This is a genomic window from Mycolicibacterium chitae (genome assembly GCF_900637205.1).
Classification (GTDB): Bacteria; Actinomycetota; Actinomycetes; order Mycobacteriales; family Mycobacteriaceae; genus Mycobacterium; species Mycobacterium chitae.
Genome location: NZ_LR134355.1, coordinates 4,286,647 through 4,304,403 on the forward strand (window position 1 = coordinate 4,286,647; position 17,757 = coordinate 4,304,403).

Consider the following 17,757-nt stretch of genomic DNA (forward strand, 5'->3'; position numbering starts at 1 on the left):
CCACCACTGTGGCATCCACATCCATGGCACCCACCTCCCGGCGCGGACTGTCGGTCGCCGGCATCACCAAGACGTTCCCCGGCGTCACCGCACTGGACGACGTGAGCTTCGAGGCCGTCCCCGGCGAGGTCCACGCGCTGGTCGGCGGCAACGGCGCCGGCAAGTCGACGCTGATGGCGGTCGCCTCCGGTGCGCTGTCCCCCGACCGCGGCACCGTGCGCATCGGTGCCGACGAGCTGACCTCGGCCTCACCGTTGGCGGCCAAGGAAGCCGGCCTGGCCATCGCCTACCAGATCCCGGCGATCCTGCCCGATCTGACGGTGGCCGAGAACCTGGCCCTGGCGGTGCCGCCCAGCCTGCGCCCACCGCTGCGCGAGGTCGACGCGTGGGCCGCCGAAAAGCTCACGCCGATGGGCATTCCCATCGATCCGACCGTGCCGGCGGGTCAGCTCGGACTGGCCGAGAAGCAGGCCATCGAGATCTGTGGCGCGCTCGCCTGCAATCCGAGCGTGCTGATCCTCGACGAGCCGACCGAACCGTTCGCCGCCGCGGAGACCGCCCGCCTCTTCGAGCTGATCCGCGAGCTGTCCGCGGCCGGCGTGGCCGTCATCTACATCAGCCACCGCCTGCCCGACGTCTTCGCCCTCGCCGACCGCATCACGGTGTTGCGGGACGGGCGAATTCGCGGTCAGTTCGACGCCGCCGACACCACCGAGGAAGAGATCGTCACGCTGATCGCGGGACGCACGGTGGAGGCGCTGTTCCCGGACCGCTCCGACGATCTGGGCGAACCGGCCGTCGTCGTCTCGGATTTCGGGGCCGCCGACGCACCCGGCGTCACCACCACCATCCGGCGCCACGAGATCCTGGGTCTGGCCGGTGTCGAGGGCAACGGTCAGCGCGAGTTCATCCGTGCCCTCGGCGGCGCCACGGCCTGCCACGGCGAGGTCTCCGTCGGCGGCGGCAAGCTGCGCCTGTCGTCGCCGCGCGCCGCCCGCGACAAGGGCATCATCCTGATGCCGCAGGAACGCGGCATCGAGGGCATCTCCCCCATTCTGTCGGTGCGCGAGAACCTTTCGCTGGTCGCGCTGCACCGGGTGTCCCGCGCAGGCTTCGTCTCGCCGAGCATCGAGCGCTCGCTGGCGCACGAACAGGTCGACGAACTCGGCGTCAAGACCGCCACCATCGACACCGAGGTGGGCACCCTGTCCGGCGGCAACCAACAGAAGGTCGTGCTGGGCCGGGCGCTGCTCTCGTCGCCGGAACTGCTGCTGTGCGACGAGCCCACCCAGGGCATCGACGTCGGCGTGCGCTCGGAGATCTACCACCGGCTGCGCGACGTCGCCGAGTCCGGCACCCCCGTCGTGGTGCTCAGCTCCGACGACGTCGAACTCGCCGGCCTGTGCGACCGCGTGCTGGTGTTCTCCCGCGGCCGAGTCGTCAAGGAACTGGTGGGCGACGAGGTCACCGAGCACGCCATCACCGAGGCCTCGCTGACCGCCGGTCGCGCCGACGAGGAGGCCGGGGCCGTCACTGCCCCGCGGGTCGGCAAACCCAGCCGCTGGCAGCGTCTGCTCGCCAGCCAGCAGTCGCCGAGTCTGGTGCTGCTGGCCGCAATCCTGGCCCTCGGCGCCCTCACCACCGCCGTCAACGGCCGCTTCCTGTCCGAGTTCAACATCGCCAATCTGTTGATGCTCATGGCCCCGGTGCTGTTCCTCGCGGCCGGGCAGCTGGTCGTCATGCTGACCGGCGGGATCGACCTGTCCGTGGGCCCGCTGAGCGGAACGCTGGTGGTGGTCGCGTCCTTCTTCATCGTCGAGGGCTACGGATTCGGTTGGTGGATACTGGGATTCGTCCTGATGTTCGTCCTGGCCGCCGGGGTCGGCGCCGCCAACGGCGCCATGGTCCGATATTCCAAGGTGGTCCCCGTGGTGGCCACGCTCATCACCTACACCGGTCTGCAGGGCCTGTCGCTGGTGTGGCGCGACGCGCCGGGCGGCATCATCGCGCTTGACGTGGTGGAGGCCATCAGCACCCGCGTCGGCCCGTTCCCCATTGCCGTCATCGTTGGCGTCATCGTGCTCGTCGGCCTCGAATTCGCCTCCCGTCGAACCTCTTTCGGGCTGCGGTTGCGCGCATCCGGATCCGACGAGGCGGCCGCCCGCAAGCGCGGCGTGGGTGTCGACGCGGTGCAGATGATCGCCTACCTGGCCTGTTCGCTGCTGACGGCGGTCGGCGCGTTGCTCCTGATGGCCCAGATCGGGGTGGGCGATCCCACCGCCGGCATCAGCTACACGCTGGCGGCCATCACCGCGGTCGTCCTCGGCGGCGCGTCGATCTTCGGTGGGCGCGGCAGCTTCATCGGCGTGCTGTTCGGTGTGCTGCTGCTGCAGGTGATCAGCAACGCGACCATCTTCCTCGAGCTGTCGCAGGCGTGGCAGTACCTGCTGGTGGGTCTGATGGCCCTGGGCGCCACCGCGGCGTATGCGCGGGTGCAGCGCAGGACCGCGGGCGCCGGGTCCTGACATGGCGTCGTTGCTGACCGAGCCGCCGGTGTTCAGCCCCGAGGCGTGGGACTGGCGCGTGGAGGCCCTGTGCCGCCAGCGGGATCCGTCGATCTTCTTCCATCCCGATGGAGAACGCGGCCGGGCCCGGCGGCGCCGCCAGCAGGAGGCCAAGCGGGTGTGCGCCGAATGCCCGGTGATGTTGCGCTGTCGGGAGCACTCCCTGGCCTTCCAGGAGCCATTCGGCGTCTGGGGTGGGCTGACCGAGGAGGAGCGCAGCCAGCTGCTGCCCGCGCGGGCGGTGAACCTGCGCACCCACCGCGCGCACACCCCGTCCTGAGCCGCGCCCGGTCCGTAGGCTGGCGAAGATGTCGTTCTGGAATCTCAGGGACGTACCGCCCTACCCGTCGGCCCGGTACACCAAGGACCGGCCCGAGGCCAGCGCCTGGGTCCGGCGCGCGGACGACGCCGCCGACTACGAGGCGCCGGGTCAGGTCCGCTACCACTACCTGGCCGACCAACAGCAGACCGACGGCGATTACGGCCTCTACCGCGTCGACCTCGCGCCGCAGGCGGGTGGACCCGGGCCGCATTTCCACCGCGCGATGTCGGAGGCGTTCTTCGTCCTGTCCGGTTCGGTGCGCATCTACGACGGCACCCACTGGACCACCGCCGGACCGCACGACTTCCTCTACGTGCCGCCGGGCGGCATCCACGGCTTCGGCAATGAGGCCGACGCGCCGGCGTCGATGCTCATGCTGTTCGCCCCCGGGGCGCCTCGTGAGCACTACTTCGAGGGACTGGCCCGGCTCGGCGAGCTGACCGATGAGGAACGCACCCAGTGGTTCATCGACAACGACAACTTCTTCGTCTGACGGTCCGCAGCAACCACGCTCACCGGGCCTTCCGCCAAGTCGATCCCGACACGCGCCCTCGACACGCCGCGGCCGAATACCCCGCCTGAAGCCATTGCATTAGGCTGCATTCCGTTCCAGAGAGGAGTCATCGGGTGCGGGCTGACGCAGCGCCCAGCACCCAGGCTTTGCGGGGCTGGCAACGACGAGCTTTGGTGAAATACCTGGCAGCGAAGCCGCGGGACTTTCTGGCTGTGGCCACCCCCGGGGCCGGCAAGACCACCTTTGCCCTGCGGATCGTCGCCGAACTGCTGGCCGAACGCACCGTGGACACCGTCACCATCGTCGTCCCCACCGAGCATCTCAAGATCCAGTGGGCCAACGCCGCCGCCCGGATGGGCATTGCCCTGGATCCGCGGTTCAGCAACTCCTCGGCGCAGACGTCCTCGGAATACCACGGCGTCGTCGTCACCTACGCGCAGGTGGCCAGCCACCCGACCCGGCACCGCGTCCGCACCGAGAACCGCAAGACGATGGTGGTCTTCGACGAGATCCACCACGGCGGTGACGCCAAGAGCTGGGGCGAGGCCATGCGCGAGGCCTTCGACGATGCGACGCGGCGGCTGTCCCTGACCGGGACGCCGTTCCGCAGCGACGACAGCCCCATCCCGTTCGTGAAGTACGAACCCGACCCCGCCGGCTTCCAGCGTTCGGTGGCCGACCATGTCTACGGTTACGCCGACGCGCTGGCCGACGGCGTCGTGCGGCCGGTGGTGTTCATGGCGTACTCGGGCGAGGCCCGGTGGCGCGACAGCGCGGGCGAGGAACATGCTGCGCGACTCGGTGAACCGCTCACCGCCGAGCAGACGGCACGGGCCTGGCGCACCGCGCTGAACCCGGCCGGCGAGTGGATGCCCGCCGTCATCGCCGCCGCCGACAAGCGGCTGCAGCAGAAGCGTGCCCACGTCCCCGACGCCGGCGGCATGATCATCGCCTCGGATCAGACCGCCGCGCGCGCCTACGCCGAGCTGCTGCACAAGATCACCGGCGAGGCGCCCACGCTGGTGCTTTCCGATGACCCGGGTTCCTCGGACCGCATCAGCCAGTTCTCGGAGTCGACGTCGCGGTGGCTGGTCGCGGTGCGGATGGTCTCCGAGGGGGTCGACGTGCCGCGGCTGGCCGTCGGCGTGTACGCCACCAGCGCCTCGACCCCGCTGTTCTTCGCCCAGGCGATCGGCCGGTTCGTGCGGTCGCGGCGCCCGGGCGAGACCGCGAGCATCTTCCTGCCCTCGGTGCCGAACCTGCTGCAGCTCGCCAGCGAGCTCGAGGAGCAACGCAACCACGTCCTGGGCAAGCCGCACCGGGAGAACCAGGACGAGGACCCGCTGGACGCCGAGCTGCGCGAACAGCGCAAGGACGAGCCCGGCGAACTCGACAACGGTTTCGAGTCCCTGGGCGCCGAGGCCGAGTTGGATCAGGTGATCTTCGACGGTTCGTCGTTCGGGACCGCGACCCCGGCGGGCAGCGAGGAGGAAGCCGACTACCTGGGCATCCCCGGGCTGTTGGACGCCAACCAGATGCGCGACCTGCTGAACCGGCGTCAGGACGAGCAGCTGCAGAAGCGGACGGCCTCCGGCGAACTGCCCAAGGTGGCCTCGACGCACGGCCAGCTGCGCGAGCTGCGGCGCGAACTCAACGCGCTGGTGTCGGCCACGCATCACAAGTCGGGCAAGCCGCACGGTTGGATCCACAACGAGCTGCGGCGCCGCTGCGGCGGCCCGCCCGTGGCCGCGGCCACCCGCGATCAGTTGCAGGCCCGCATCGAGGCCGTGCGGGTGTTGCACCGCGAGCTCTGAGGTTCGGCCGGCTGGCCGCCGCGGGCCGGGACTGGATCGAGTCCCTGGACGTCAACCCACTTCTGGTGACCGAGAACGGGCTTGTCGCGGTCGACGCCCTGTGCATCGTGCGTAAGTGACCTCAAGGCCGAGGATCGCAGTCACCGGGTGGCTGCAGACCTCGGCATAAACGGTTGCCCACAGATCGCCGCCGGGCACTGGTAACCCCACACCTGCTTCGTCAGGACCGAACCCGTGGGCATCGACGAGGTTCTGCACCTGCAGGGCGGGGTGATCTCGCGTCGGCATCGCAGTCGACGGCCGTGCCTGCGGGCCGGGGTGTGCGTTCGACCGCCTCGACCTCGCAGCCCGACGACGGCTTACGCCGAGGTTCGCAGCCACCTGATGACTGCGAACCTCGGCGTAAGCGCGTGAAGCGTTGGGCCTCAGAAGGCCGCTTCGTCCAACTCCATCACGAAGTCCGCCCCGCAGCAGCAGCCAGCCGACCACCACGTCGCCGAAGGCGTACAGCAGTCGCGTCGCGTTCAGGCCCACCCGGTAGGTGTGCGCGGCATCGCCGACAGGTAGACAAAATTTATCTACCTAAATAGCATCTCGGTATGGCTACCGCAACAACTACGATCCGGGTGCCGGTGACCGTGCGCGATCGACTCGCGGCGCAAGCGCGTGAGCGTGGCGTGAGCGTGGCGTCACTGCTGGAGGAATGGAGCGCTCGAGCTGAGCGCGAGGCCGCGTTTGCCGCCGAACGGGCAGCGACGTTGGCCGAGGCCGACGACCCGAACGTGGCCGACGAGGAGCGTGACTGGGCTCAGGCGGATGCCGATGGCCTCGACTGAGGATCCCCGGCGAGGCCAGCTGTGGCTCGTTGCACTGGGCGCAGCCCGGCCGGGGGAACCGGGCAAACACCGCCCGGCCGTCATCGTTTCGACGGAGCAGCTGTTGACCGGTGAGGCTGCCGAACTTGTTGTGGTCGTACCGGTGTCGAGTTCACGGGTCGCGACTCCGTTGCGGCCGACGCTGACCGCGGCGGACGGGGTGGACGCCGACAGTGTCGCGGTCTGTCGCGCGGTCCGCGGCGTGGCCCGCGCCAGGTTGGTGCGTCGACTCGGAACGCTCTCGGAGTCAACGATGGGCCAGGTGGACCGCGCGTTGAAGATGATCTTGGATCTCTGACCGGCGAGCTCGCATCCGGTGTACATAAAGCGCCCCGAAAACGTGCACTCGATGCACCCTCGGCGAAATGGGGCCTACCGAAGTAGGGCCTACCCCTGACTGACCTGCTCGGCCCAACGCACCGGAAAGAGTTGGTGGCTACCGCGAATCCCCTTCAGGTCGACCTCGCGGGGCGGGCCGAACTCCACGTCCGCGGTGTCCAGCGCGGTTCGGACCGCATCGGTGATGAGGACCTCGCCACCGGCGGCCTGGTCGGCGACGCGCGCGGCGATCGCCACGTTCCTGCCGAACAGGTCGTCACCACGGCGCACCGAACTGCCCAGGTGGATACCGATTCGCACCCGGATGGATCGATGCCGCTCGGCCCGCTCCGCCAGCGCCCGCTGGATCGCCATACTGCACAGCACCGCCTGGGCGGCGGACCCGAAGGCGATCATGAATCCGTCGCCCTGGTTCTTGACGACATGCCCGCCGTGCTCGGATACCAGCTTGCCGACGAGCTTGTTGTGCCGCTCGAGCACCTTGATCCACTCGCGATCCCCCAGCGACTCGTTGAGTTCGGTCGAACCCTCGATATCGGAGAAGGCGATGACGACGTCCCCGTCGGCGGTCAGCCGCGCCAGATCCGGCCGCTCGACCTGCGCCCAGCCGGCGAGATCCTCGATCGAGTTGCGCACCGTGGCGCCAATCCCCTTGTTCAACAGGGAATCCGCGGTCTGCCAGACGGTCTTGATCGCCAACGGTGCAACACCGCGCCGACGGCGACGGCGGCCCTGTTCCTCCCGCAGGCGTTCGACTTCCTGCCGGGCCGCTCCCAATTGCCGGCGGGACACGATCAGCAGCACCGTCAACGTGATGATCGCGGCAAGCGCGACAATTCCCACCGCCGCGGCCACCACCAAGTCCATCGGTCGACCATAATGGGTGGGCCAGGGGCGGTGACCGCGCTAGACGCGCGCCTCGGCGAGGTCGGCCAGATTCCGCAGCGAGTTCTCGAGGTGTTGGAGTCCGAACGGCGGTTCGGCGCTGACCGGCGGGAAGCCGATCTTCTCTCGGAGCTCCGTCGAGACCTCCGACCAGTCATAAGACAGCGTGACTGCCGTCGCCGTGGGGCCCGAGGGCGCCAGGTCGTAGCGCCAGATCCAGCCGCCACACACAAAGCTGCCGTCCTCCTGCATCTCGCCCGGCCGCCACGCGATGGCATCGGGCGCAGCGAAGACTTCCACCCGGTTCGCCGTTTCGAAGCGTCCGTCGGAGGGATTGTCGTGGCCCACCACCACCCGGAAGATCTGGCCGGCCTCGGTCAGGCGGACATCGTCCAACGACTCCCGCACCCACCCGGTGCCGTCGATCGTGGCATGTGTGGACGGGTCGACGAGGACGCCGAACACCGCCGCCGCATCGGCCTCGATCGTGCGGGTCGTGCTCACTGTTTCATTGGTCATGCCCGTACTGACTCCGGGGCGCACCGGAACTCATCGACCGCGCCGAGAATTCCTACAGGCCGAGCAACTCCGGCAGGTCGGCCACCGAGTCGACGACGTGGTTGGGCTGCATCGCGAATTCGTCGGCAGCCCACCGGTCCAGGGTGTCCTGGCGGAACTTGCCCGTCCGCACCAACACCCCGGTCATCCCGACCACCTGCCCGGCCAGCACGTCGTTGTTCAGGTCGTCGCCGACGATGTACATCTCGTCGGGTTCGACGCCGAGGCGCGCGGCCGCGGAGAGGAAACCCTCGGGGGCGGGCTTGCCGACGGCGATCGCCTTGCGCCCGCTGACCTCCTCCATCCCCAGCAGGTACATGCCCGTGTCGATCCGCAACCCGTCGCTGGCTTCCCACGACGTGCTGCGATGCATCGCAACCACCGGCACCCCCTGCGCCATCCAGTCGTACACCCACGACAGCGTGACGTGGTCGTACTCGGGTCCGGCCCCGCCGAGCAGCACCACATCGGGGGTCTCGGGCATCGGCCCGCCCCGGGCGTCCACCGAGGAGACGATGTCCAGCCCCGGCATGTCGTCGGCGATGTCGCCGCTGTTGACCAGGAAACATCGCGCGTCCGGGTACCGATTACGGACGAAGTCGGCAGTCAGCACGGCGGCGGTGACGACGTCGTCGGGCCCGACGGGCATGCCCGCCTCGGTGAGCAGGTCGGCGATCTGGACCCGGGTGCGGGTGGTGGTGTTGGTCAGGTACGACCGCGCGATCTGCCGATCCGCCAGGGTCCGCAGGGTTTCCGCGGCGCCCTCGATCGGCCGCCACGACGTGACCAGCACACCGTCGATGTCAAAGAGCACTCCGCCGATCGCCATGCTGCGACCCTAGGGGCTGCGGCGCCCGGCAGCTATGTGTGCGCCCACACACTGCGGGCCACCCACGGCGACGCCGTCGCGGCCACGGTCCACGCCCACTCGGCGGGCACGTCGACCACCACGTAGCGCTTGGTGCCGGCCGCAGTCGCCGCGACCAGGGTCGCCACCCCGGCCCGGCGCTGAAAGTACGTCTGCCGCACCGTCCAGCCGATGATGCCCGCGGTCTGCACGCAGTCCCGGCGCCGCTCGACGCTGCCGCTGCGCGCCACCAGCCACCGGTCGTCGACGCGGTGCCCCAGCGCCCGCACCCGGTCGATCGCCAGCCAGACGCTGAGCCCGCCGAAGGCGACCCACAGCGGCCACACCCAGCCCGGCACCCCGACCCACCCGGCGCACACCGCGAGCGCCACCCCGGCGACGACGGGAACGACCAACGCCCGAAACCACCGGCGCCGCACCGCCGCCGGGCCGTGCGCCACCAACGGGCCCGTCACCACGTCGCCGCGGCCGACCAGACCGGTGAGCACCCGCTGCGCGGTCTCGGCCGGGCACGGCGGCAGCAGCAACGACGACTCCCCCACCCCGGCCACACCGGTCATCACCGCGTCCAACCGGGCCCCACCCATCAACCGCACCAGCAGCGGTTCGCGCAGCGTGCCGCCGCGTAGGCGGCGCAGGTCGTAGGTGTGCTCGCGGACCCGCACCAGACCGTGCGTCAGGTGCAGCGTGTCGACGCGGTGGGTGAGCACCAGGTTGCCGTAGGTCAGCAGCGACCGGCCGACGGCGAGTACCACCGAGGCCAGCACGACGACGCCGACCACGACCGCGACGGTGGCCGCTGCGCCGATCCGCTCGGCGGCGTCGAGCCCGGTCTGCACCGCCGTGGATTCCTGCAGCGCGGCGCCGAACCCGGCCTGGTAGATCAGCCCGAACCCGGCCGCGATGGTGAGCAGCCCGGACCAGCTCAGCGGGCTGTAGCGCAGCCACGCCGGCTTCCAGGAGGCCAGCACCGTCTCGGCCGCGGCGGGCCGCCCCGGGTCGGCCTGCACGGCGTCGGCCAGCAGCACCGCGCGCAGCCGCTCGACCTGCTGGGTTTCCACCGCATCCAGTTCGAAGGCGTTGTCGCCGCGGGCTTCCTGGCCGGTGCTGACCCGCAGCACGGTCAGGCCCAGCAGCCGGTGCAGCAGCCGCGCCTCGGTCTGTACCGAGCGAATCCGGTTGCGCGGCACCGACAGCGAGTTGCGTTGCAGCACGCCGGTGCGCAGCGAGACGTCGTGCTCGTCGATGCGGTAGGTGGTGGTGAACCAGCGCGCCAGGCCCAGGCTGACGATGACGCCGACGCCCAGCAGCAGCCACACCGGGTTCTCGGTGGCCGAGCCCAGCACGATCGAGCCGATCAGCAGTGGGATCTGCCGGAGCAGCTCGTGCACCGGGTGCACCAGCAGCATGCGCGGCGAAAGCCGTTGCCAATCAGTCGGGTTCATGTCGCATCGTGCGTGCCGAGGGCGGCGATGTCGGTCAGCTGGGCCACCACCTGGTCGGCCACCGGGGCGTCCAGCGCGACGATGTGCACCGCGCCGGCCGACGACGCCGTCGTCACCGTCACGTTGGCCAGGCCGAACAACCGGTCCAGCGGGCCGCGGTAGGTGTCGACGGTCTGCACCCGCGAGATCGGCGCGATGCGGCGCTCCTGGGTGAGCCAACCCGTGCGGGTGTACACCGCCTGCGGGCTGATCTCCCACCGGTGCACGCGATAGCGCCACAGCGGCGCGACCACCACCGAGATCACCGCGCCCACCACGGTGAACAGCGCGGCGAGCCCGTGCAGCCACAGCCACCGGCCGTCGAGGACGAACCAGATCAACTGCGCGAACGCGAAGATCAGCCAGGGAATCGCCGCGCCCAGCGCCCACACCACCGGTGCGCTGCGGCTGGGCGGATACGCCGGATCTCTCATCATCTGCAGTGGTGCACCCATGACTAGAGCATGCCCCACGTATGTTCTATCCATGAGCCAGAAATGGACCGAAGCACAGGTTCCCGACCAATCCGGACGCGTCGCGATCGTGACCGGCTCCAACACCGGCCTGGGGTACGAGACCGCGCGCGTGCTCGCCGCCCGCGGCGCCACGGTGGTACTCGCCGTGCGCAACGTGGAGAAGGGCAACGCCGCGGCCGCGAAGATCCTCGGTCTGACCCCGCGCGCCGACGTCCGCGTGCAGGCCCTGGATCTGGGTTCGCTGCAGTCGGTGCGCACCGCCGCCGCCGAACTGGGGGCCGCCCATCCGCGCATCGACCTGCTGATCAACAACGGCGGGGTGATGTACCCGCCGAAGCAGACCACCGCCGACGGCTTCGAATTGCAGTTCGGCACCAATCATCTCGGTCATTTCGCGCTGACGGGCCTGCTGCTCGACCGCCTCCGCAACGTCGAGGGTTCGCGGGTGGTGGTGGTCACCAGCATCGCGCACAACATCCAGGCCGGCATCCGCTTCGATGACCTGCAGTGGGAACGCAGCTACAACCGGGTGGCCGCCTACGGCCAGTCGAAGCTGGCCAACCTGATGTTCGCCTACGAACTGCAGCGCCGCCTGGCCGCCGCGGGTGCGCCCACCATCGCGGTCGCCGCGCACCCCGGCATCTCCAACACCGAACTCATGCGCCACATCCCCGGCAGCAGCCTGCCCGGGTTCAGCCAGGTCGCCGGACTGGTCACCAACAGCCCGGCCCGCGGCGCGCTGGCGACGCTGCGGGCGGCCACCGACGCCGCGGTCACCGGCGGCCAGTACTACGGCCCGGCCGGCTTCCGCGAACTGCGCGGCTACCCGGTGCTGGTGCGGTCCAGCAAGCAGTCCCACGACGTGGCGGTCCAGGAGCGGCTGTGGACCGTCTCCGAGGAACTGACCGGCGTGAAGTTCGACATCTGACATGCGCACCGTCCCCGAACATCAACGCGTCGTCGCCGACCTGATCGCCGCGCGCCCAGCCGCGACACTGCCCCTGTCCGAGGCCGAGGGGTTGGTGCTGACCGCCGACGTGGTCGCCGACCTCTCGCTGCCCGGTTTCGACAACTCCGCGATGGACGGCTATGCGGTACGCGTCGAGGACGTGGCCACCGCCTCAGCCGAGACCCCGGTCGAACTCCCTGTCGCCGAAGATATTCCGGCCGGCCGGACCGATGCGCTGACGTTGCGACCGGGTACCGCGCACCGCATCATGACGGGTGCGCCGCTGCCGGCGGGGGCGACGACGGTGGTGCCGGTCGAGGCGACGGATGCGGGCACCGAGACCGTCGAGATCCGCGCCGCCGCCGAACCCGGGCGCCACATCCGCCGCGCCGGCGAGGACGTCACCGCGGGCACCACGGTGCTGCGCGCCGGTCAGATCGTCACGCCCGCGGCGTTGGGCCTGGCCGCAGCGCTGGGCATCGGTGAACTGACCGTGCGGCCACGACCCCGCGTGCTGGTGATGTCCACCGGCACCGAACTGGTGGCCCCGGGCACCCCCCTGCAACCCGGGCAGATCTACGAGTCCAACGCGGTCATGCTGGCCGCGGCGGTCCGCGAGGCCGGCGCCGAGGTGGTGGCCTCCCCCATGGCCGGCGACGACGTCGAGGAGTTCCGCGCGGCGCTGGCGTCCCACGTCGGGGACTCCGATCTGATCATCACCACCGGCGGGGTCAGCGCGGGCGCCTACGAGGTGGTCAAAGACGCACTGGGGGGCCCTTCCGCTTCCGTCGACTTCGTCAAGGTCGCCATGCAGCCCGGCATGCCCCAGGGCGCCGGGACGCTCACCGTGGGCGAGCGCGCGGTGCCGATCATCACCCTGCCGGGCAACCCGGTCAGTGCGCTGGTGTCCTTCGAGGTGTTCATCCGCACCCCGCTGCGCGCCGCGATGGACCTGCCGCAGCCGGGCCGGTCGCACCGGGAGGCCGTGCTGACCGAGGCGTGCTCGTCCCCGCGCGGCAAGCGCCAGTTCCGCCGCGGGGTGCTCGATCGGGCCGCGGGCACCGTCACCAGTTACGGGCCGCCGGCCTCGCACCACCTGCGCTGGCTGGCGTCGGCGAACTGCCTGCTCGAGATACCGGAGGACGTCACCGACATCGACGCGAACACCCCGGTGCGGGTCTGGGACCTCGGTGGCGACTAGGGCGTGTCTGACAAAGGTTTCGGGTGTTATGCCGGAGGCTTGAGGTATGTCGCGGTTTCAGCTGCTTACCGATGTTCAGTGGTCGTTGATCGAGGATCTGCTTCCTGCACGTACGGGTAAGCGGGGCAGACCCTTTCAGGATGCGCGTTCGATGGTGGAAGGCATCATCTATCGGTATCGGTGCGGGATCGCCTGGCGCGACGTGCCGGAGGTGTTCGGGCCGTGGCAGTCGATCTGGACCTGGCATCGACGAATGAGTGCCGACGGCACCTGGGACATGGTGCTGGCTCGGTTGCTGGCCGCCGCCGACGAGGCCGGGATCATCGACTGGGCGGTGTCGGTGGATTCCACGATCGCCCGCGCTCACCAACATGCCACGAACATCACCCGTGACACAGGGGGCTGGGTCGAATTACACAAATCTGGCGAGCGAGCCGCCTGACCACGGCATTGGTCGCTCGCGCGGCGGGCTGACCAGCAAGATCCATCACCTCGTCGACGGCCACGGACGACCGTTGGTGGTGCTCGTGAGCGCCGGCCAGGCAGGCGACGGACCAGTCCTGGAGCATTTGCTCGCCCACCTCAAAGTTGAGCGCTGCGGGCCTGGCCGGCCCCGCACCCGGCCCGATCGCCTGCGCGGAGATAAGGCCTATTCCAGCCGAGCGACCCGGCAGCGGCTGCGCCGACGAGGGATCGTCGCCGTCATTCCCGAACCGTCCGATCAGATCGGCCACCGAAAACGTCGAGGCACCCACGGCGGCCGACCGCCAGCATTCGACGCCGAGGACTACAAGGGCCGCAACGTTGTTGAACGAGGATTCAGCGTCACCAAGCAGTGGCGTGGTCTGGCCACCCGCTACGACAAACTCGCCATCGTCTACCGGGGCGCAGCAGTCCTACGGGCCATCACACTCTGGCTACCGCATTTATCAGACACGGCCTAGGCCCGCCGTCGGCCGCACTACATAGAATGGCCGACGTGGCCAGACGCCCTCGCACGTCCGAAGCTCCGCGTTTCGACGCTGCACACTTCAGCCAGCTTGTCCGTTCCCAGGTGCCGCCGATGCACCCGGCGGGCATCCCGTTCGTCGCAGCGAGCCTGGCCGTCGCCGCGCTCGGCCGTCGCCGCCGTTGGATGTGGACGGCCGGGCTGGCCGCCGCCGCAGCGAACGCGGCGTTCTTCCGGCACCCGCCCCGGGTCTCGCCGACGCGGCCGGGGGTGGTCGTCGCCCCCGCCGACGGGCAGGTCTGCCTGATCGAGAACGCCACCCCGCCGCCCGAACTCGGCCTGCCCGACGAGCCGCTGCTGCGGGTCAGCATCTTCCTGTCGGTGCTCGACGCCCATGTGCAGCGCGCACCGGTCGGCGGCGAGGTGGTGGCCGCCGTGCACCGCCCGGGCCTGTTCGGCACCGCCGATCTGCCCGCGGCCAGCACCGACAACGAGCGCAACAGCCTGGTGATCCGCACCCCCGAGGGCCTCGACGTGGTCGTCGTGCAGATCGCCGGGCTGGTGGCCCGCCGCATCGTCTGCGACGCGCGGGTGGGCGACAAGGTCGACATCGGTGCCACCTATGGCCTGATCCGGTTCGGGTCGCGTCTGGACACCTACCTACCGGCGGGCGCCAAGCTGCTGGTCTCGCTCGGGCAGCGCGCGATCGCCGGCGAGACCGTGATTGCCGAGCTGCCGTGAAACCACGCCTGAACAAGCCGCGCCTGAACACCGGGCAGGCCACCCGACTGCTGCCCAGCGCGATGACGGTCGCGGCGATCTGCTTCGGGTTGTCCGCGGTGAAGTTCGCGCTCGACGGCCGCTACACCGAGTCGATGGCGTTCCTGGCCGTCGCCGCGATCCTCGATGCCCTCGACGGCCGGATGGCGCGGCTGCTCAAGGCCACCTCGAAGATGGGCGAGGAGATCGACTCGCTGGCCGACGCGGTGAACTTCGGCGTGGCCCCGGCGCTCATCGTGTACGCGGCCCTGCTGTCCGAGGCGCGCATCGGCTGGATCGTGGTGCTGCTCTACGCGGTGTGCATCGTGCTGCGGCTGGCCCGCTACAACGCGATGCTGTCCGGTGACCAACCCGAGTACGAGAAGCAGTTCTTCACCGGCATGCCCGCCCCGGCCGGCGCCATCGGCGCGATCGGCCCGCTGGCCGCCAAGATGCAGTTCGGCGACGGCTGGTGGACCTCGGAGATCGCGGTGTCGATCTGGATGATCGGGGTCTCGCTGCTGGTGGTCAGCACCATCCCGATGCGCAAGATCCACACGTTCGCGATCCCGCCGCGGATGGTCGTCCCGCTGCTGGCCCTGTTGGCCATCGGCGTCGCCGCCTCCATCCAGTACGGCTACCTGGTGATCCTGGCGATCATCCTGGCCTACGTCATCCACATCCCGTTCGCGGTGCGCACCAAGGACTGGCTCTCCAAGCACCCCGAGGTGTGGGACGACAAACCCAAGCAACAGCGCCAGGCGCGCCGCGCCATCCGCCGCGCCAACCACCCGAACCGGCGCCTGGTGCGCCGGCGCTCCTCGGCCCGGCTGGGCCTGCGTAGACCGGGTGGGCCGTGACCCAGCTGTCGCTGACCGCCCGGCTCAACACCGCCGCGCTGGACGCCCGCCGCGGCGTGGTGCGGCTGCATCCGGAAGCCGTTGCCGCCCTCGGGATCCGGGAGTGGGACGCGGTATCGCTGACCGGGGCGCGGACCACCGCGGCCGTCGTCGGCCTGGCCGGCCCGGACGTGCCGGCCGGCACCGCACTGCTCGACGACGTCACGCTGTCCAACGCGGGCCTGCGCGAGGACGCGACCGTGGTGGTGGCCCCGGTGACGGTGTACGGCGCCAAATCGGTGACGGTCACCGGGTCGGGCCTGGCCACCCATTCGGTATCGCCGGCGACGTTGCGCCAGGCCCTGCTGGGCAAGGTCATGACCGTCGGCGACACGGTGTCGCTGCTGCCCCGCGACCTGGGGCCGGGAACGTCCACCTCGGCGGCCAGTGCCGCGTTGGCCGCCGCCGTCGGCATCACCTGGACCTCGGAGTTGCTCACGGTCAGCGCCGTGGACCCGGCCGGCCCCGTCAGCGTGCAGCCCAATTCCGTGGTCACCTGGGGCAATGGCGCCCCCGCTGTCAGCACCACCGCGACTGTCAGCACCACCGCGACCGGGACCACCGCCGCGCCGGAACCCCAGCGTCCCCCCGCCGTGGCCTTCGACGACCTCAAGGGTGCGCACGCGCAGGCGAGCAAGCTCACCGAGTGGCTCAAGCTGTCGTTGGATGAGCCGGACCTGCTCGAAACCCTGGGCGCGCCGGCGCATCTGGGCGTACTGGTCACCGGACCGGCCGGTGTCGGCAAGGCCACCATGGTGCGCACGGTGTGCGCGCAGCGCCGTGTCGTCGAACTCGACGGGCCCGAGGTGGGCGCGCTGGCCGCCGAGGACCGCCTGCGCACCGTCACCGACGCGATCGCCGCGGTCCGCAGCGGTGGCGTGCTGCTGATCACCGACATCGACGCGCTGCTGCCCGCCGGCGTCGACGGCCGCCCCGAGCCCGTGTCGAGCCTGATCCTGACCGAGTTGCGCGGGGCCGTCACCACCGCCGGCGTCGCGTTCGTCGCGACCTCCGCGGTCCCGGACAGCCTGGACGCGCGGTTGCGCGCCCCGGATCTGTGCGATCGCGAACTGGGCCTCACGCTGCCTGACGCCGGCACCCGCGCCCAACTGCTCGAGGTGCTGCTGCGCGGCGTCCCGACCAACCCGCCGACCGGCCTGGAACTCAACGAGATCGCCGGGCGCACACCGGGATTCGTCGTCGCCGATCTGCAGGCCCTGGTGCGCGAGGCGGCGCTGCGGGCGGCGTCGCGGGCCAGCGCGGACGGCGCGGCACCGGCACTGACCCAGGACGATCTGACCGGCGCGCTCACCGTCATCCGGCCGCTGTCGCGCTCGGCCACCGAGGAGGTCGCGGTCGGTTCGGTGACCCTCGACGACGTCGGCGACATGGTGGCCACCAAGCAGGCGCTGACCGAGGCCGTGCTGTGGCCGCTGCAGCATCCCGACACCTTTTCCCGGCTCGGGGTCGACCCGCCGCGCGGCGTGCTGCTCTACGGGCCGCCCGGCTGCGGCAAGACCTTCGTGGTGCGCGCCCTGGCCAGCACCGGCCGGCTGTCCGTGCACGCGGTCAAGGGCGCCGAGTTGATGGACAAGTGGGTGGGCTCCTCGGAGAAGGCGGTCCGCGAGCTGTTCCGGCGGGCCCGCGACTCCGCGCCGTCGCTGGTGTTCCTCGACGAGATCGACGCCATGGCCCCGCGGCGCGGGCAGAGCTTCGACTCCGGGGTCACCGACCGGGTCGTCGCCGCGCTGCTGACCGAACTCGACGGCGTCGAACCGCTGCGCGACGTCGTGGTGCTCGGCGCCACCAACCGGCCCGACCTGATCGACCCGGCGCTGCTGCGGCCCGGCCGGCTGGAACGGCTGGTGTTCGTCGAGCCGCCCGACGCCGAGGCGCGCCGCGACATCCTCGCCTCGGCCGCCAAGTCGGTACCGCTGGTGACGGAGGGCGAACAGGCCGTCGACCTGGACGCGATCGCCGACGATCTGGACGGCTACAGCGCCGCCGACTGCGTTGCCCTGCTGCGGGAAGCGGCGCTGACCGCCATGCGCCGTTCCATCGATGCCGCCGACGTCACACTGGCCGATGTGCAGGCCGCGCTGCAGACCGTGCGGCCCTCGCTCGACCCGATTCAGGTCGATGCGCTGCGCGCCTTCGCCGACAACCGTTAGCCCGCAGTTAGCCCGTTGCCCCGATGGCGGGCGACAGTTCGAGTTGAGACACACCGTAGAATTCCCGGGAAAGACATAGCCCGCAGAGGCTGACACCCCGAGCCCGGCGCGCTGAAGCGCCCGAGAGTAG

The 17,757-nt window shown here is 70.4% G+C and carries 17 protein-coding genes; 12 read left to right on the top strand and 5 right to left on the bottom strand.

Annotated elements, in window-relative coordinates; translation table 11 throughout:
• The first annotated feature begins 23 nt into the window (after positions 1-23).
• From EL338_RS20610 to EL338_RS20640, 6 genes are all read left to right on the top strand, one after another.
• Positions 24-2,525, top strand: coding sequence for an ATP-binding cassette domain-containing protein (locus EL338_RS20610; RefSeq protein ID WP_126335446.1), 2,502 nt, complete (start codon positions 24-26; stop codon positions 2,523-2,525).
• A gap of 1 nt (position 2,526) precedes the next feature.
• Positions 2,527-2,844 carry a WhiB family transcriptional regulator gene (locus tag EL338_RS20615; protein WP_126335447.1) on the top strand — a complete coding sequence of 106 codons (318 nt, stop codon included), beginning with the start codon at positions 2,527-2,529 and terminating at the stop codon, positions 2,842-2,844.
• Positions 2,845-2,872: 28 nt separating this feature from the next.
• Positions 2,873-3,379: a cupin domain-containing protein gene (locus EL338_RS20620; protein WP_126335448.1), complete on the top strand. Its 507-nt coding sequence runs from the start codon at positions 2,873-2,875 to the stop codon at positions 3,377-3,379.
• Positions 3,380-3,513: 134 nt separating this feature from the next.
• Entirely contained in the window at positions 3,514-5,214 is a 1,701-nt protein-coding gene (locus tag EL338_RS20625) for a DEAD/DEAH box helicase (protein WP_126335449.1), read from the top strand.
• Between the two features lie 599 nt (positions 5,215-5,813).
• Complete coding sequence (locus EL338_RS20635; protein WP_126335450.1) at positions 5,814-6,050, top strand: antitoxin; 237 nt, start codon at positions 5,814-5,816, stop codon at positions 6,048-6,050.
• Entirely contained in the window at positions 6,037-6,387 is a 351-nt protein-coding gene (locus tag EL338_RS20640; RefSeq protein WP_126335451.1) for a type II toxin-antitoxin system PemK/MazF family toxin, read from the top strand. Before EL338_RS20635 ends, EL338_RS20640 begins: the two co-directional genes overlap by 14 nt.
• Positions 6,388-6,476: 89 nt before the next feature.
• Here the strand turns inward: EL338_RS20640 and EL338_RS20645 are convergent, their stop codons facing one another.
• From EL338_RS20645 to EL338_RS20665, 5 genes are read right to left on the bottom strand one after another with little or no spacing between them, the layout of a single operon-like run.
• On the bottom strand, positions 6,477-7,295 hold the full coding sequence (locus EL338_RS20645) for an adenylate/guanylate cyclase domain-containing protein (RefSeq protein WP_126335452.1): 819 nt from the start codon (positions 7,293-7,295) through the stop codon (positions 6,477-6,479).
• Between the two features lie 39 nt (positions 7,296-7,334).
• A complete protein-coding gene (locus tag EL338_RS20650; RefSeq protein WP_126335453.1) occupies positions 7,335-7,832 on the bottom strand; it encodes an SRPBCC family protein in 498 nt (165 codons plus the stop codon).
• A 52-nt stretch (positions 7,833-7,884) separates the two neighbouring features.
• The gene (locus EL338_RS20655; protein WP_126335454.1) at positions 7,885-8,700 is read right to left on the bottom strand and encodes an HAD-IIA family hydrolase; all 816 of its coding nucleotides are present in this window, start codon (positions 8,698-8,700) and stop codon (positions 7,885-7,887) included.
• Positions 8,701-8,732: 32 nt separating this feature from the next.
• Positions 8,733-10,184 carry a PH domain-containing protein gene (locus EL338_RS20660; RefSeq protein ID WP_126335455.1) on the bottom strand — a complete coding sequence of 484 codons (1,452 nt, stop codon included), beginning with the start codon at positions 10,182-10,184 and terminating at the stop codon, positions 8,733-8,735.
• Positions 10,181-10,657, bottom strand: coding sequence for a PH domain-containing protein (locus EL338_RS20665; protein WP_126336996.1), 477 nt, complete (start codon positions 10,655-10,657; stop codon positions 10,181-10,183). Before EL338_RS20665 ends, EL338_RS20660 begins: the two co-directional genes overlap by 4 nt.
• Positions 10,658-10,709: 52 nt before the next feature.
• On the opposite strand from EL338_RS20665, the gene EL338_RS20670 reads away from it, so the two are divergent.
• The 6 genes from EL338_RS20670 (at position 10,710) to EL338_RS20695 (ending at position 17,627) form a co-directional block, all read left to right on the top strand.
• On the top strand, positions 10,710-11,627 hold the full coding sequence (locus EL338_RS20670) for an SDR family NAD(P)-dependent oxidoreductase (protein WP_126335456.1): 918 nt from the start codon (positions 10,710-10,712) through the stop codon (positions 11,625-11,627).
• Between the two features lies 1 nt (position 11,628).
• A complete protein-coding gene (gene moeA, locus EL338_RS20675) occupies positions 11,629-12,849 on the top strand; it encodes a molybdopterin molybdotransferase MoeA (RefSeq protein ID WP_126335457.1) in 1,221 nt (406 codons plus the stop codon).
• Between the two features lie 46 nt (positions 12,850-12,895).
• A protein-coding gene (locus EL338_RS20680; protein WP_410431126.1) for an IS5 family transposase occupies positions 12,896-13,793 on the top strand; the annotation gives its coding sequence in 2 pieces (ribosomal slippage) (positions 12,896-13,242 and positions 13,241-13,793; 900 coding nt in all).
• 35 nt (positions 13,794-13,828) lie between these two features.
• A complete protein-coding gene (locus EL338_RS20685) occupies positions 13,829-14,539 on the top strand; it encodes a phosphatidylserine decarboxylase (RefSeq protein ID WP_235666228.1) in 711 nt (236 codons plus the stop codon).
• Between the two features lie 62 nt (positions 14,540-14,601).
• The gene (gene pssA / locus EL338_RS20690) at positions 14,602-15,417 is read left to right on the top strand and encodes a CDP-diacylglycerol--serine O-phosphatidyltransferase (protein WP_276006302.1); all 816 of its coding nucleotides are present in this window, start codon (positions 14,602-14,604) and stop codon (positions 15,415-15,417) included.
• On the top strand, positions 15,414-17,627 hold the full coding sequence (locus EL338_RS20695) for an AAA family ATPase (RefSeq protein WP_126335460.1): 2,214 nt from the start codon (positions 15,414-15,416) through the stop codon (positions 17,625-17,627). Before pssA ends, EL338_RS20695 begins: the two co-directional genes overlap by 4 nt.
• Positions 17,628-17,757 lie beyond the last annotated feature (130 nt).

Excerpts from the sequence above, each read along its gene's own strand:
- EL338_RS20610 (WP_126335446.1), top strand. The coding sequence starts at position 24 with ATGGCACCCACCTCCCGGCGCGGACTGTCGGTCGCCGGCATCACCAAG.
- EL338_RS20615 (WP_126335447.1), top strand. The coding sequence starts at position 2,527 with ATGGCGTCGTTGCTGACCGAGCCGCCGGTGTTCAGCCCCGAGGCGTGG.
- EL338_RS20620 (WP_126335448.1), top strand. The coding sequence starts at position 2,873 with ATGTCGTTCTGGAATCTCAGGGACGTACCGCCCTACCCGTCGGCCCGG.
- EL338_RS20635 (WP_126335450.1), top strand. The coding sequence starts at position 5,814 with ATGGCTACCGCAACAACTACGATCCGGGTGCCGGTGACCGTGCGCGAT.
- EL338_RS20640 (WP_126335451.1), top strand. The coding sequence starts at position 6,037 with ATGGCCTCGACTGAGGATCCCCGGCGAGGCCAGCTGTGGCTCGTTGCA.
- EL338_RS20645 (WP_126335452.1), bottom strand. The coding sequence starts at position 7,295 with ATGGACTTGGTGGTGGCCGCGGCGGTGGGAATTGTCGCGCTTGCCGCG.
- EL338_RS20650 (WP_126335453.1), bottom strand. The coding sequence starts at position 7,832 with ATGACCAATGAAACAGTGAGCACGACCCGCACGATCGAGGCCGATGCG.
- EL338_RS20655 (WP_126335454.1), bottom strand. The coding sequence starts at position 8,700 with ATGGCGATCGGCGGAGTGCTCTTTGACATCGACGGTGTGCTGGTCACG.
- EL338_RS20660 (WP_126335455.1), bottom strand. The coding sequence starts at position 10,184 with ATGAACCCGACTGATTGGCAACGGCTTTCGCCGCGCATGCTGCTGGTG.
- EL338_RS20665 (WP_126336996.1), bottom strand. The coding sequence starts at position 10,657 with ATGAGAGATCCGGCGTATCCGCCCAGCCGCAGCGCACCGGTGGTGTGG.
- EL338_RS20670 (WP_126335456.1), top strand. The coding sequence starts at position 10,710 with ATGAGCCAGAAATGGACCGAAGCACAGGTTCCCGACCAATCCGGACGC.
- moeA (WP_126335457.1), top strand. The coding sequence starts at position 11,629 with ATGCGCACCGTCCCCGAACATCAACGCGTCGTCGCCGACCTGATCGCC.
- pssA (WP_276006302.1), top strand. The coding sequence starts at position 14,602 with ATGACGGTCGCGGCGATCTGCTTCGGGTTGTCCGCGGTGAAGTTCGCG.